Here is a 14,284-nt window from a genome sequence, read left to right as displayed (position 1 = left end):
TAAGTTCGATTCATTATGCGCGCAAAGCCGAGCCCGATAAATACACCTGAAACTACGGACGCCGCCCCGCGCGGTTTCTCCATCGACGCCCATCGGCTGACGGCGCCGAAGGCGGCGCCGGGCCTCCATCTGGTAGCGACCCCTATCGGCAATCTCGGCGACATCACGCTGCGCGCGCTCCAGACCCTCGCCGGCGTCGACGTCATCGCCTGCGAGGACACCCGCATCACGCGGCGCCTGACCGAACGCTACGCGATCACGGCGCAGCTCAAGCAATATCACGAGCACAACGCGGAAGCGGCGCGTCCGAGGATCCTGGAGGCGCTGGGGCAGGGCGGCTCGGTCGCACTGGTCTCGGATGCCGGCACGCCGCTGATCTCCGACCCCGGCTTCAAGCTGGTGCGCGAGGTCTGCGCAGCCGGCCATGCGGTCTATGCGCTGCCCGGCCCGTCCTCGGTGCTGGCCGCACTGTCGGTTGCCGCGTTGCCGACCGACCGCTTCTTCTTCGAGGGCTTTCTGCCGGCGAAATCCGCCGCGCGAAAGTCGCGCCTTGCGGAGCTCGCCCGCATCGATGCGACGCTGGTGATGTTCGACTCCGGCAACCGCGTGCAGGACACGCTCGCCGAGCTTGCCGAGATCATGGGGACGCGCGAAGCCGCCATCTGCCGCGAATTGACGAAACTGCACGAGGAGATTTCGCGCGCGCCGCTGCATGAGCTGGCACGCGGGGCGGACACGCTGGAGACGCGCGGCGAATTCGTGCTGGTGATCGCGCCGCCTGCGGCGGACGCGGAGCTGCTGACGCCGGATGCGCTCGACGGTCTTCTGCGCGAGCAGCTCGCCGCGCATAGCGTCAAGGATGCCGTCGCGCATGCGGTCGCGCTCTCGGGCCGGCCGCGCCGCGAGGTCTATGCCCGCGCGCTCGAGCTCGCCAAGGATTTACGGGGCGGTGATGGCGAAGACTGAGGGCGCGGAACCGAAAGTCGCCTCGCCCGAACGCGTCGCCGCGTTCCGTACCGGCATCTCCGCGGAGAGCCGCGCCGCCGCCTATCTGATGGCCAAGGGCTACCGCATCCTGGCAAAGCGCTACCGCACCCCGCATGGCGAGATCGACATCGTGGCGCGCCGCCGCAATTTGATCGCCTTCGTTGAGGTCAAGGCCCGCGCCGGCCTCGACGATGCCGCCTATGCGGTCACCCCGCGCCAGCAGCAGCGCATCATCAACGCCGCGCAAGGCTGGCTCGTGGCGCATCCCGAGCATACCGAATTCGAATTGCGATTCGACGCCATGCTGATTGCGCCGCGCTCACTTCCGCGCCATGTGTTGGCGGCATTCGACGCCTCGACCTGAAAGGCAGACCATGAAACTGAACGTCGCCGTCCAGATGGACCCCATCGCCCGTATCAACATCAACGGCGATTCCACCTTTGCACTGCTCCTGGAGGCGCAGAAGCGCGGCCATGGCCTGTCCTATTACACGCCCGACAAGCTCTCGATGGTCGGCGAGGAGATCGTCGCTCCAGTCCAGCTCCTGACCGTGCGCGACGAGCCCGGCAATCACTTCACATTGGGCGAGCCCAGGCGCGAAGCGCTCAACGGCTTCGACGTGGTGCTGCTCCGCCAGGATCCGCCATTCGATCTCGCCTACATCACCTCGACGCATTTCCTGGAGCGCATCCATCCGAAAACGCTGGTCGTCAACGATCCTGCCTCGGTGCGCAACGCGCCGGAAAAACTGTTCGTGATGAACTTTCCGCAGCTGATGCCCCCGACCCTGATCTCGCGCGATCTGGATGAGATCAACGCCTTTCGCGACAAGCATGGCGCCGTCGTCATGAAGCCGCTGCACGGCCATGGCGGCGCGGCGGTGTTCCGCGTGATGCCGCAGGACATGAATTTCGGCTCGCTGTTCGACATGTTCTCGGTGACGTTCAGGGAGCCCTGGGTGATCCAGCAGTTCATCCCCGAGGTGAAGCACGGCGACAAGCGCATCATCCTCGTCAACGGCGAATTCGCCGGCGCGGTGAACCGCGTGCCGGCCGCGGACGACCTCCGCTCCAACATGGTCCGCGGCGGCGCGGCGCAGGAGACCGAGCTCACGCCGCGCGAGCGCGAGATCTGCGCCACCGTCGGCCCGGCACTGCGCGAGCGCGGCCTGCTGTTCGTCGGCATCGACGTCATCAACGGCAACCTCACCGAGATCAACGTGACATCTCCGACGGGCATCCGCGCCATCGCGCGCCTCGGCGGGCCTGATGTCGCGGCGAAGGTCTGGGACGTGATCGAGCAGAAGCGGGCGAAGTAAGCTTGTGACCTCGTAGCCCGGATACTCACTCTATCCATCGTCACCCTGAGGTAGCTGCTTCTTCAGCGGCCCTCGAAGGGCGACGGCCCGGCTGTATCGGGGCCGTACATCCTTCGAGGCTCACCTTGCGATGCGTTGCATCGCAAGCCTCGCACCTCAGGATGACGGATCAGCATTATCGTCGCTCGCAACCGATCGCGCGCATCGCTAACCACCCATTCACCATGACGCCGCGCGCATCGTTCGAACGCACGATCCGCGTTGCGTGATTCTACGGGGCCACTGGCCGAGCGAATAACGCGTCGTTCACCATCTGCTCAAAACTGGCACCGTGACCGGCCATCACACTCGGCCTCGCAACACCCCTTATACTTTTACTCCCTACTCATCGACGCGGGGGAACCCGCCACGTGCGGTTCGAGTGCCCCGCGTAAGGGTAGAGGCGTATGAACACCGCACGCATTGTCGTTCTCGTCATCGCGCTGGGCGCCGGCGGTGTCGCTGCGTATCTGGCGAGCGGCTTTGACAACAAGCCCGCGCCCGCCCTTCCCGTCGCCGAGAAGCTGCCGACGGTCGAGGTCCTGATCGCGAAGAACGACATCCAACTCGGCCAGGCCGTCAAGCCCGAGGACCTGCAATGGCAGTCCTGGCCGGCCGCGACTGCGAGCAGCGCCTTCATCCGCCGCGACAACAGGCCCGAAGCGCAGACCCAGATCGCAGGCTCGATCGCGCGCGTCCCCCTGATGCAGGGCGAGCCGATCCGCGAGCAGAAGCTGGTGAAGGCCGAAGGCTCCGGCTTCATGGCCGCGATCCTGCCCTCGGGCATGCGGGCCGTCTCCACCGAAATTTCAGCCGAGACCGGCGCCGGCGGCTTCATCCTGCCGAACGACCGCGTCGACATCGTGCTGACCCGCCGCCTGAAGAATCCCGACAACAACAATGGCGCGACCGGCGGCAACGACCTCGTCCTGTCCGAGGTCCTCCTGACCAACATCCGCGTGCTCGCGATCGACCAGGCGCCAAAGGAAAAGGACGGCCAGAACGCCGTCGTCGGCAAGACCGTCACGCTCGAGCTCAAGCCAGACCAGGTCGCGACACTCTCGGCCGCGCGGCAGGGCGGCTCGCTGACGCTCGCACTGCGGAGCATCGTCGACGCCAACGCCGTCGACGGCACGCCCGAAGACCAGGCGATCAAGCGTCCCGGCGGCGTGAACGTAATCCGTTACGGCGTGCAGGCACGGCAACTGACGTCACAGAAGTGATGATGGGGATAGCATGAACTACGGGGATGATCGGACGGGCATGCGAATTCGGGGGAAGCGCACGCACTCGTTCTGGGCAGGGGCAATGCTGATGCTGGGGCTGGTCGCAGCCCCCGGGTTCGTCAGCGCCGCGGATGCGCCGGTCGGCGACCAGGCACCGATGCAGGCGCCGGATCTCGGCGTGTCGCCGGTATCGACCGTTGCGTCGGCGCGGACGCGCTCGCTGTCGCTCGGCGTCGGCAAGTCGGTCGTCATCGACCTGCCGCGCGAGGTCAAGGATGTGCTGGTGGCCGATCCCAAGATCGCCAATGCGGTGATCCGCTCGTCGCAGCGCGCCTATATCATCGGCGGCCAGGTCGGCCAGACCAATGTCGTGTTCTTCACCGCCGACGGCCAGCAGGTCGCCTCCTACGACATCGCGGTGAAGCGCGACCTCAACGGCATGCGCGCGGCACTGCGCCAGTCGCTGCCGGGCGTGCAGATCGAAGGCGTCGGCGAAAGCGTGATGCTGACCGGCTCGGTGTCGAGCCCGGTCGAAGCCCAGCAGGCCGGCGACGTCGCCGCGAAGCTGGTCGGCGGCTCCGACAAGGTCGTCAACAACATCGTCGTGCGCGGCCGCGACCAGGTCATGCTCAAGGTCGTCGTCGGCGAGGTGCGCCGTGACATCGTCAAGCAGCTGGGCGTCGACCTCAGCGCCAGCCTGAATGCCGGCACCGCGGTGGTGAATTTCAACAATTCCAACCCGTTCGCGGCCAGCGGCGGACCACTGGTCAGCAGCAACGCCCTTGGCGTCACCGGCCTCGCCAAGGGCGTGGCCACCGTCAACGCCACGATGCGGGCGATGGAAAGCGCCGGTGTGATGCGGACGCTGGCCGAACCGAGCCTGACGGCGATCTCGGGTGAATCGGCGACCTTCATCGCCGGCGGCGAATTTCCAATTCCCGGAGGCTACGCCTGCGATCCGGTCACCCACGTCTGTACCACCCAGATCACCTACAAGAAATTCGGCATCTCCCTGAACTTCACCCCGGTCGTGCTCAGCGAAGGGCGGATCAGCCTGCGGGTGATGACGGAGGTGTCGGAGCTGTCGAACCAGAACGCCATCACGGTGACGCAGGCGATCTCTTCATCTTCGACGAGCTCCATCACCATCCCCTCGGTCCAGACCCGCCGCGCCGAGACCACGCTGGAGATTCCTTCCGGCGGCTCGATGGCGATGGCCGGCCTGATCCAGCAGCAGACCAAGCAGGCGATCAACGGCCTGCCCGGCGTCGACCAGGTGCCGATCATCGGCGCGCTGTTCCGCAGCCAGGACTTCGTCAACAACGAGACCGAGCTGATGGTGATCGTGACGCCCTATGTGGTGCGCGCGGTCGCCCAGAAGGAATTGTCGCGGCCCGACGACGGCTTTGCGCCGGCCTCGGACGCGCAGACGGCGCTGCTCGGCCGCATGAACCGCCTCTACGGCATCGCGCGCCGCGTCGACCCGATCGAGGGCACCGGCGGCGATTTCGGCTTCATCATCGACTGAGACGGACGGTTTGGGGACCGGGGCAAGAAACGGGCCAAGAGGGGACAAAGCGATGATGAAGACGATCACCGATCGACGTCGCAACCTGCGGATCGCGCTCGCGCTGACGGGGCTCTCCGTCATGCTCGGCGCCTGCAACACCACCGGTGAGATCGTCACCCAGACGGTACCGACCGACTATCGCCAGCGCCACCCGATCGCGGTGCAGGAAGCCAAGAAGTCGATCGTGATCTTCGTCGGCAAGTCTCGTGGCGGCCTCTCCGCCGAGCAGCACGCGGACGTCGCGGGCATTGCCCGGGACTGGGTGCGCGAAGGCACCGGTTCCGTCGTCGTCGACGTACCGGTCGACACTGCGAATTCGCGCGCCGCGGCGGCGACCTATCGCGAAATCCGGTCGGTGCTCGCATCCGGCGGCGTGCCGTCGCGTGCCATCGTCCAGCATCCCTATCGCCCCGAGGATCCCGGCCTGCTGCCCACCATCCGCCTGAGCTATTCCAGGATCGCCGCAGTCGCCGGTCCCTGCGGGCTGTGGCCGGAAGACGTCGGCCCGAACATCCTCGACCCCGGCTACAACGAGAACCGGCCGTACTTCAATCTCGGCTGCGCCAGCCAGCGCAACCTCGCGGCGATGATCGACAACCCCGCCGACCTCGAGCAGCCGCGTGCCGAAACGCCCGCCTATACCGCGCGGCGCGACATCGCGTTCGAGCGCTACCGCAAGGGCACGACGACCGCGACCGCCTATCCCGAAGCCGACAAGGCCAAACTCAGCGACACCGGCAAATGACAAGTCTTCACGAAGAAGAAGCGGACGATCCGCGGCACCCCGAGGAACACATTGCGCCGGTTCCTCGCATCTCGGTGCAGGCCTTTTGCGAGACCGAGCAGACGCTCGCCGCGGTGACCGCGGCAGGGCAGGATCGCCGTCTCGCCAAGGCGCATCTCACCGCCAAGGGCGGCGGCCTGGCTGCGGCCATCGAGGTCTATGACACGATGCCGACGCCGAACGTCATCGTGATCGAATCCGACGGCACACGCGATATCCTCGAGGGCCTCGACGATCTCGCCGGCGTCTGCGATCCCGGCACCCGGGTGGTCGTGATCGGCAATCCCAACGACACCGCGCCCTATCGCGAGCTGGTCCGCCGCGGCGTCAACGATTACGTGGTCGGACCGGTCGAGACCCTCGACGTTGTCCGCTCGATCTGCAGCCTGTTCTCGGCGTCGGAAGCCATCATCACCGGCCGCGTCATCGCGGTGGTCGGCGCCAAGGGCGGCGTCGGCGCGTCCACGGTCGCGCACAATGTGGCCTGGACCATCGCGCGCGACCTCGCGCTCGATTCCGTCGTGATCGATCTCGACCTCGCCTTCGGCACCGCCGGCCTCGACTACAATCAGGATCCCGTGCAGGGCATCGCCAACGCGGTGCTGTCGCAGGACCGGCCGGACACGGCGCTGATGGAGCGCCTGCTCGCCAAATGCACCGAGCGCCTCAGCCTCCTCGCTGCGCCCGCCACCCTTGACCGCGTCTATGATTTCGGCGCCGAAGCGTTCGATGCAATCTTCGACACGCTGCGCATGACCACGCCCTGCATCGTGCTCGACGTTCCCCACCAATGGTCGGGCTGGACGCGCCGTGCGCTGGTCAATGCCGACGACATCGTGATCGTGGCCGAGCCCGATCTCGCCAATCTGCGCAACACCAAGAACATGCTGAGCGTACTGAAGGCGGCACGGCCGAACGACCGGCCGCCGCTGTACTGCATCAACCAGGTCGGAATGCACAAGCGCGCGGAGATCGAGGTCAAGGCGTTCGCCAAGACCATGGAGAGCCAGCCGATCGCGGTGATCCCGTTCGATTCAAAGCTGTTCTCGACCGCCGCCAATAACGGCCAGATGATCGCCGAGGTCTCGAAGAGCCACCGCACCACCGAGCTGTTCCAGAACATGGCGAACCGCCTCGCCGGGCGCGGCGAAGTGAAGAAGCCGAAGCGCTCGCTGTTCGGACCGCTGCTGAAGAAGCTGAAGGGCAGGGCGGGCCGCAGCTCAGCCCCGCATCGCAAGGCGTCCTAGTAAGAATAGCGGGGCGGATTATTTGTCCGCCCGCTGCTGCTTCTTCGCCAGAAGCTGCCGGAGCGCCGTGACCTTTGCCGCGGCCTGATCCGGCGGCAGGTCGGCCTTCACGATGGACTCGGCCTCGGCCTGCTTTCCTTCCAGCCCCAGCACGAGCGCGAGATTGGTACGCACGCGGGAATCGGCGGCATTGCGCTCATGCGCGCGGCGCAGGGTTTCCTCGGCCCGCGGCAGATTGTTCTGGAGCATGTAGGACAGACCGAGATTGGACAGAACCTGCGGCTCCTCGGGCACGATCTTCAGCGCTGCCGCATAATATTGCTGCGCCTCCTCGTTGCGGCCGAGCTGATCGAGCGCCGCGCCTTGCGCCGACAGGATGCGCCAGTCGGGATCCTCGGGCGTGTGCGCGCGGCCGAGCACATCGAAAGCCTGCTGGAAATTGCCGCTATCGGCGAGCGCGCGGCCGTAGCCGGCGAGCAGCGCCTTGTTGCTGGGATGGGCGAGCACGGCCTGCTCCATCACCGCGACGGCCTGGGCGCGCTGGCCTGTCTCGCGCAGCGCCTTGCCGTATTCGAGAGCGACTGCTGGATCGCTGGGCTTGGCGCGATAGCGCTCGCGCAGCGCGTCCATATCAGGCTTGGGATCGGCCTTGGACGCTGTTTCCGGCCTGCCGCCGAGGGCGCCGGTCACATCCTCAAGACTCGTGGTCTGGCAGCCGCCGAGGGCAAGGACCAGAAGCGCGGAGAACAGATATTTCGCCGGGGGAGAGGCAACGGACAAACGCTTGGACATACTCTGATCACTCGGCGACTGATCAGAGATGCTTACCCATTAACGCTAAAGTCCCGTTAAGGGACGGCGCCTGTCCGGCTCAATCGGTGAATTCAGCGCCAAACTCGCAGCCGATGCGCCAGCGCAGGCGGCATTGGCGGGAATAGTCGGGCGCGAAGATGATGGTGAATTGCGGCGGCACTTCCAGAAACTCCGCCACGACTTTCACGCCGCCGTCCGAGATATCCGTGATCGTGCAATCCCTCGGCAGCGAGCCCGCGCCAAAGTGAATCTTGGCGAGACGAGTGCACACCCGTCGTTCGCTTCTGCGGCGATTTGCAAGCATTTGAATTGTTCACCCGTTAGACCACGGCCCATCCCGCACCTCTAGGAGTAGCGGACATTCGTTGGGATGTGCTGAGGAGAGCCGCTCGCATTCGAGGCGTAGTGTCTCTGAGATGTTTACGATCGGTTAGGGTTTTCCGGGCCTTCAGGATCGTTCTCGTATTGTTCTTGCAAGAAAGATCAGGCTCTGCTACCCCTAATTGTACGAGAGGGCAGGCTGGTTCGGGCATGGTTCAGCGGGTTTCTACCGTCGCCTTTGAGGGGATCGAGGCCCGCGCGGTCGACGTGCAGGTGCAGGTCGCGCCTGGCCTGCCGGCCTTTGCCATCGTCGGCCTGCCGGACAAGGCGGTGTCGGAGGCGCGGGAGCGCGTCCGCTCGGCGCTGATCGCCTCGGGGCTGGCGCTGCCGGCGCGGCGGATCATCGTCAATCTCGCACCCGCCGACCTGCCCAAGGAGGGCAGCCATTACGACCTGCCGATCGCGCTCGGGCTGATGGCCGCAATCGGCGCGATACCGCCGGATGCGCTGACCGGTTTTACCGTGCTCGGCGAGCTCGGCCTCGACGGCTCGATCGCGCCGGTGGCCGGCGTTTTGCCCGCCGCGATCGGCGCCAATGTGCGCGAGGAAGGCTTGATCTGTCCGGCGGACTGCGGCTCGGAAGCGGCGTGGGCGAGCCCGGACATCCAGATCATCGCGGCACAATCGCTGATCCAGATCGCCAACCATTTCAAGGGCACGCAGGTGCTGTCGCGGCCCGCGCCGCGCGTGCACGAAGCCGCCGCCTCCACGCTCGACCTGCGCGACATCAAGGGCCAGGAGAGCGCCAAGCGCGCGCTGGAGATCGCGGCCGCCGGCGGACATCACCTGCTCATGTGATCTTCCCAATGCCCACGAGGGGCGGTAAGGGGAGATTGACCATGAAGCAAATTACGACCGCAGCCAGCCATCGCATCGTCACCGCAGCAGTCAGGTTCAGCTGGGCCGTGCAGGCCGCAGGAGAACGCGAGCAAGCCCTTGGAGAGCGCATTGAGGCTTGGGCGCACCGCTTAGCGGTCCGGTGGGGCTGCGTCGATACCGTACTCGCCACGGTCACCCGTGAAGCCCTGAGCAGCTGAGACCATCCACATGGAGACGCAGCGGCCCCCGAGGGCGTATAGCTACGTTCGGTTCAGCACACCCGAGCAGGCAAAGGGTCATTCGCGCCAGCGTCAGACCGATGCGGCGCAGGCGTGGGCCGCTGCGAACAATGTGGTGCTGGATGATGAACTGACCTTTGAGGACAAGGGCGTCTCCGGGTTCCATGGAGCGAACCGAGAGACAGGCGCATTGGGCGTTTTCGTTGAACGCGTTCGAGACGGCACCATTCCTCCCGGCTCTTGGCTCCTCGTCGAAAACCTCGACCGCATCAGCAGACAGGTAGCACGCAAGGCCGTCCGCGCGATTGAGGACATCGTTGAGGCGGGGGTGACCGTCATCGACATGTCGGACGGTGGACGAGAGTACAACGCAGCCGCGCTCGACAGCGACCCCGTGCTGTTCCTCATGATGGTGCTGCGCTTTATCCGCGCCAATGAGGAGAGCGCCACCAAGGGCGTTCGCGTCGCCAAGGCACACGCGGCGCGGCGTCAGAAGTTTGCAGGACAAGAGAAGCTCACCAAGCCGTACACGCTGAGGCTACCTGCGTGGATATGCTGGAACACCGAGACATCGAGCTACGAGCTGATCGACGAACGTGCGGCGTTGCTACGCTGGATGTTCGAGATGGCTGACGACGGCATGGGAGCGCACAGCATCGCGGCGCATCTCAACGACACCAAGGAAGACACGTGGGGCGCGGGCGGCTGGAAGGCGGCGTATTGGCACCGCAGCTACATCCGCAAGTTACTCACCAACAAGGCGGCCATTGGTGTCTTTGTGCCACACACGGTGAGGAAGGTTGAAGGCCAGCGCACCAAGCAACGTATTCCGCAGGAACCCATTGCCCACAGGTTCCCCGCAGCGGTGGACCGAGAGCTATTCGAGCGCGTGAACGCCCGCCTGAGCACCACCGGGGCACGCGGCAGGAACGCCAAGGCGCCCGTGCGGTCCATCTTCGCCGGTGTAATGAAATGCCAGCACTGCGGAGGCACCGTCACGAGGGTCAACAAGGGCGATTTCGTTTACCTCGTGTGCGCGGCGGCACACGCGAAGGCGGGCACATGCAAGTACGAGAGCGTGCCCTACGATCAGGCGGTGAAGGCGTTCAAACATGGCCTCGCGATGACACTTGAAGAAGCGCCTCGCGGCAAGAACACCGCAGAGCTGGACAGTGACATTGAAGAGGCCACGTCCAACCTCGTCCATGCCCAAATCAGAGAGCAGCAGTTGTTGGACCTCTCGATTTCGGACAAGAGCCGGGCCGCCAAACAGGCCCTGAAAGATGCCGAGGAAGAGACGGACAGGAGGGCCGAATACGTTCGGGAACTAAAGGAACGGCGTGACGCTCTGGCCAGCACCAACGTCAAGATGCGGCTGGCAGCGGTAGACAAGGCCCTCACAGCGGAACCTATGGACACTGAGGAGGCCAACAAGGCGCTGCGCGGTGCTGTGAGCAAGATGACCATGAGACCACAGGAAGGCCGCTTGGACATCCTATGGCACCACGCAGACGAGCCTCAGGAAACGTTGTTCATGACGAACCGTTTCGACTGGGACGGACAGCAGATTGAAGGCCAAGAGCAAGAAGACGTGGAATGAAACACCAACTCAGCAAGATCAGACCATTGGACGCCGCGAAGTCTCTGCAGGAAGCCGAGAAGCTGATTGAGCGCCCTGAGCAGACTGATGGGCAACCCGTGTACGTCCAGGTTCCACCGCAGGACATCCGAGAGCGCTTGGAATTGTTTCAGCCAAGACGGCCGGGCTATGGCCTGAGCAAGGTTGATACGAGGCACGTCAACAGTCTCGCCACACGGATACAGCGGAAGGACATGGACCCGCCGCTGGTTGTGAAGCTGAGGACCACCAATCCCTACACAGGGGCCGTGGACGGACACGAGTGGGTGGTGGTTGATGGACATCACCGCCTCGCCGCCTATCGGAAACTGAAGCACACCGCGCCGATCAAGTGTGAATGGTTCGCAGGCACGGTACGCGAGGCCACCGACGAGAGCCTGAGGCGCAACGAGAAGACACATCTGTTGGTCCAGCAGGGCGACAAGCACGAGGAGGCTTGGAAGCGAACACTCTTGGACTGGGGCAGCAAGCGAGAGGTGGTCAAGCTCACGGGTGCAGGCGAAGGCACGGTGGCCAAGATGCGCCGGGCCATGAGGTGCCACCAAGGGTTCAACAAGACTGAGCAATCCGACGCTGACCGTCTGTGGGGCGAGAAACTGAACAGAGAGTTCGGCACGGACCTGCGCGCCCACACGTGGAACAAAGTCAACGGGGTGCTCTTGGACCTGACGCCCAAGGAATGGGACGTGAATGATGCGGCGGCAAAGCTCTCCCGCGCCCTCGTCACAAGGATGACTACGAAGCTCTCGGAGGACCCTGAGGTGACCGCGCGTGCCCTTTGGCTCTACGACCCCGACCTGTGCCCCCAGCTCATCGAGGCCCTGCAGAGGCACGTGCGGAGCCAGCGGGAAGCGGAGGAAGACGAAGCGGCATATGAGGCTCAGGACGTTGATGAATGATGGGCTACTTGCCCTGACAGCCCCCAAGAAAACCTCTCGCCCCTTCCTCGGGGTGCATTTAGGACCCGGTGGTGTGCATCTGCATAGGCGTTAATAGCGCTGCTACGCGGGTATAGTTGAAAGAAATCAATAGGATATAAGAAAACGAGGCCGCACGAGGGGCCTTGGCGCGCATGGGTATTTTGGCACCGCTACAGTTTATGACAAGATGGTAGCATGGTGCTACTTGGTGCTAAGGCTGACCCGGGGACACCCCTCGGGCCGCCAAAGGACCACAGGAAGCCCCGAACGGCCGCCTATGTACGAGCATCGAGCCACTGTTCGTCACTGGGCTCCCGAGGTGCGAACCTGCGCTCATAGCTCTGGAGCGCCCGTTCATAGGCCATCGCCAACTGCATGGCGTAGAGCCCGTTGCCGGACGCCCTGATGCCTGCGAGCACCCCCAGCTCCGTGGCGGCCTTCAGCCTCACTTGTGCAGACACATTGCTGTTGTCAGCGACGCCAGCAAGATAATCATCAACACTACCGATGACCTCAGGCGGGCAGGGAAAGCGCTGCTTGTGCAAGAAGTCTTCGAGGTGCTCCGTCATCTTGCGACGGTTCGACACCCAGTAGAGCAGCCAGCCCCACACGATCCGCCGTAGCCACACAGCGAGGTAGACCACTTGGAGAGCGAGAAAGATGAGCACCGCGTTTGCTGCCACATCCCTATCGCCATTGAAGAAACTGCTCGCTGCCCACGCTATTGCGACATCTGGAATGCAGTTGATGAGCAGGGCGCCGATGAAGCCGCGCTCTTGTTGCTTGCGTATCTGGACCATAGGCCGCCTCGAACCCCCATGTTGAGAACCACCGCCATACCACGTGATGCGTAGAACCGTCGTGGGCGTCAGGCGAAGCGCATGTGCGACTTTGGCAGCAATCGACAGCTCTAAGGCCGCACAGTGAAGCGGGTTTCGGCCGTGTTCGGAATGGGACCCGGTTCAGACTATGGGACCCGTGAAGGCTGCCCCTGACCTTACTCGGGCTTCAGCTTCGCGAGGTGGACCAGTTCCGAAATCACCTTCGCGTACGGCACCCTCTGTTCGTCTATGTCGCGCTGCCGCGTCACGTAGGTCAGGTGGTGAGCGGCCGTATCGCCAAGCTCTTTCATTTTCGTAAGAGTGGCGGTGGCGCCGCGTGCCAGCTTGACGTGTCGCGTGGCCGAGACCTGAGAGATGATCTTCTCTAAGGTCACGTAGTCGCCCTTTGGATCAAGGATGGCTTCTCGCGCCCCTGCAGCTTCGAAGGCGAGAATGAGCAGGCACTCCTCCAATCTCCTGGATAACACTGCGCATGCGTCATAGAAGCCAAAGTGGTAGCTCCCGTTGATTTGCTGAACGAGAGCTTGAAGATACTGCCGCGTCCCCTCGACTATGTCTTCAGGCAGCAGGTGGTCATCAATCTTTGGTTTGGGAACAGAGCCGACCAATACAGAGTATTTGCTCGATAGCTGCGGAATTGCTGCCAGACGCAGCTTGACTGTGCCCGGCTGCCTACCCCGCATAACGCTGCGATCCGCCAGTAGCTGGGCTCCTAAACGGGATGAGTTGACCACCCCGCGCAAGGAAAGGTCGTGCATCATCCTCGCCAAGAGGGCTGGAGTTTGTTCTGGCTGACCTTCTACTTCGGTTTGAAACCACAGCAGGGCGAGGGCGCAGCCCTTCTCAGACAAACCCAGTCGCGCCAACCCCTCTGCGAACGTTGATAGCTTATTGTTCATTTTCAGCGGCAAGCAGCCAATTCGCAAAATCCGCGCGAGCCTTCGCAGTCAGCTGGTATGCCGCAGGGGCTCCGCCGTGCTTCCGGGCCTTGTCCGTTGTCAGCTTCTTCAGGTTGGTCTTCAGGACCTCCGACACTGAAGGAAGTCCGATGCGGACACCAAGTGCCGTGAGCACGCGGTGTATGTCTCCTGAAGTCAGCGGCTGGTTTACGAACCAAATGGCGAACGCCACCTTGTTGTAGCGCTGCCCAGACGCATGCAGTATCTTCTGCTCGATTGAGGGAAAGTGCTCGCTTTCTTTCACTTGATTGGCGATGGCGTTCACATCAAGCGAGCTATCAGGAGCGTTGGCTTCATTGGTTGCGTGTTGAGTGGGCTTGCGCTTAGGCTTGGCAGCCCCATTCGGGCGTGATGGTTGCGCGGACTGCACTTCCTTTAGCTGCCACCATCGTTCCAGCAGCTGGTCGATGTCGCCTCGGGAACCCTCTATCTCAATCTCCGCGTCGCCAGACCGAAGGCGGACCTTCAAGTTGTTGCTCATTGCCACTCCCCCAGATTTG

At 63.9% G+C, this 14,284-nt stretch carries 15 protein-coding genes and 1 pseudogene; 11 read left to right on the top strand and 5 right to left on the bottom strand.

Going from position 1 to position 14,284, the window contains the following annotated elements; all coding sequences use genetic code 11:
* Nucleotides 1-15: 15 nt before the first annotated feature.
* The 7 genes from rsmI to JQ627_RS14990 all read left to right on the top strand — a co-directional run bounded on the left by rsmI (nucleotide 16) and on the right by JQ627_RS14990 (nucleotide 7,172).
* Nucleotides 16-966, top strand: a complete 951-nt coding sequence (rsmI, locus tag JQ627_RS15020; RefSeq protein ID WP_212484948.1) for a 16S rRNA (cytidine(1402)-2'-O)-methyltransferase — start codon at nucleotides 16-18, stop codon at nucleotides 964-966.
* A complete protein-coding gene (locus JQ627_RS15015; RefSeq protein ID WP_212484947.1) occupies nucleotides 953-1,351 on the top strand; it encodes a YraN family protein in 399 nt (132 codons plus the stop codon). The genes rsmI and JQ627_RS15015 overlap by 14 nt, the downstream gene beginning before the upstream one ends.
* Before the next feature lie 10 nt (nucleotides 1,352-1,361).
* Entirely contained in the window at nucleotides 1,362-2,306 is a 945-nt protein-coding gene (gene gshB / locus JQ627_RS15010) for a glutathione synthase (protein ID WP_212484946.1), read from the top strand.
* Nucleotides 2,307-2,752: 446 nt separating this feature from the next.
* The gene (cpaB, locus tag JQ627_RS15005) at nucleotides 2,753-3,568 is read left to right on the top strand and encodes a Flp pilus assembly protein CpaB (protein WP_212484945.1); all 816 of its coding nucleotides are present in this window, start codon (nucleotides 2,753-2,755) and stop codon (nucleotides 3,566-3,568) included.
* 13 nt (nucleotides 3,569-3,581) lie between these two features.
* Nucleotides 3,582-5,099, top strand: coding sequence for a type II and III secretion system protein family protein (locus JQ627_RS15000; RefSeq protein WP_212484944.1), 1,518 nt, complete (start codon nucleotides 3,582-3,584; stop codon nucleotides 5,097-5,099).
* A 52-nt stretch (nucleotides 5,100-5,151) separates the two neighbouring features.
* A complete protein-coding gene (locus JQ627_RS14995; RefSeq protein WP_212484943.1) occupies nucleotides 5,152-5,886 on the top strand; it encodes a CpaD family pilus assembly protein in 735 nt (244 codons plus the stop codon).
* Nucleotides 5,883-7,172: an AAA family ATPase gene (locus tag JQ627_RS14990; RefSeq protein ID WP_212484942.1), complete on the top strand. Its 1,290-nt coding sequence runs from the start codon at nucleotides 5,883-5,885 to the stop codon at nucleotides 7,170-7,172. The genes JQ627_RS14995 and JQ627_RS14990 overlap by 4 nt, the downstream gene beginning before the upstream one ends.
* A gap of 18 nt (nucleotides 7,173-7,190) precedes the next feature.
* On the opposite strand, the gene JQ627_RS14985 is transcribed toward JQ627_RS14990, so the two are convergent.
* Together JQ627_RS14985 and JQ627_RS14980 are read right to left on the bottom strand one after the other, a co-directional pair.
* The gene (locus tag JQ627_RS14985; protein WP_212484941.1) at nucleotides 7,191-7,964 is read right to left on the bottom strand and encodes a tetratricopeptide repeat protein; all 774 of its coding nucleotides are present in this window, start codon (nucleotides 7,962-7,964) and stop codon (nucleotides 7,191-7,193) included.
* 79 nt (nucleotides 7,965-8,043) lie between these two features.
* Complete coding sequence (locus JQ627_RS14980; RefSeq protein WP_027534981.1) at nucleotides 8,044-8,289, bottom strand: PilZ domain-containing protein; 246 nt, start codon at nucleotides 8,287-8,289, stop codon at nucleotides 8,044-8,046.
* Between the two features lie 227 nt (nucleotides 8,290-8,516).
* On the opposite strand from JQ627_RS14980, the pseudogene JQ627_RS14975 reads away from it, so the two are divergent.
* The 4 genes and pseudogenes from JQ627_RS14975 to JQ627_RS14960 form a co-directional block, all read left to right on the top strand.
* Nucleotides 8,517-9,161: pseudogene (locus tag JQ627_RS14975) on the top strand (magnesium chelatase domain-containing protein); the annotation flags it as partial.
* Nucleotides 9,162-9,205: 44 nt separating this feature from the next.
* Nucleotides 9,206-9,403: a hypothetical protein gene (locus JQ627_RS14970; RefSeq protein WP_212484940.1), complete on the top strand. Its 198-nt coding sequence runs from the start codon at nucleotides 9,206-9,208 to the stop codon at nucleotides 9,401-9,403.
* A 10-nt stretch (nucleotides 9,404-9,413) separates the two neighbouring features.
* Nucleotides 9,414-11,024 (top strand): recombinase family protein, encoded by a 1,611-nt coding sequence (locus JQ627_RS14965; RefSeq protein ID WP_212484939.1) that lies wholly within the window; start codon nucleotides 9,414-9,416, stop codon nucleotides 11,022-11,024.
* Nucleotides 11,021-11,962 carry a hypothetical protein gene (locus JQ627_RS14960; protein WP_212484938.1) on the top strand — a complete coding sequence of 314 codons (942 nt, stop codon included), beginning with the start codon at nucleotides 11,021-11,023 and terminating at the stop codon, nucleotides 11,960-11,962. The genes JQ627_RS14965 and JQ627_RS14960 overlap by 4 nt, the downstream gene beginning before the upstream one ends.
* 296 nt (nucleotides 11,963-12,258) lie before the next feature.
* On the opposite strand, the gene JQ627_RS14955 is transcribed toward JQ627_RS14960, so the two are convergent.
* From JQ627_RS14955 to JQ627_RS14945, 3 genes are all read right to left on the bottom strand, one after another.
* Entirely contained in the window at nucleotides 12,259-12,783 is a 525-nt protein-coding gene (locus tag JQ627_RS14955; protein ID WP_212484937.1) for a hypothetical protein, read from the bottom strand.
* A 197-nt stretch (nucleotides 12,784-12,980) separates the two neighbouring features.
* Nucleotides 12,981-13,736 carry a hypothetical protein gene (locus tag JQ627_RS14950; RefSeq protein ID WP_212484936.1) on the bottom strand — a complete coding sequence of 252 codons (756 nt, stop codon included), beginning with the start codon at nucleotides 13,734-13,736 and terminating at the stop codon, nucleotides 12,981-12,983.
* Entirely contained in the window at nucleotides 13,714-14,265 is a 552-nt protein-coding gene (locus tag JQ627_RS14945; RefSeq protein WP_212484935.1) for a hypothetical protein, read from the bottom strand. The genes JQ627_RS14950 and JQ627_RS14945 overlap by 23 nt, the downstream gene beginning before the upstream one ends.
* Between the last annotated feature and the right edge of the window lie 19 nt (nucleotides 14,266-14,284).

It is taken from the genome of Bradyrhizobium liaoningense (genome assembly GCF_018130785.1).
Classification (GTDB): domain Bacteria; phylum Pseudomonadota; class Alphaproteobacteria; order Rhizobiales; family Xanthobacteraceae; genus Bradyrhizobium; species Bradyrhizobium liaoningense_A.
Note: the sequence above shows the minus strand (reverse complement) of the source record. Positions and strands in the feature narration are given on the sequence as shown.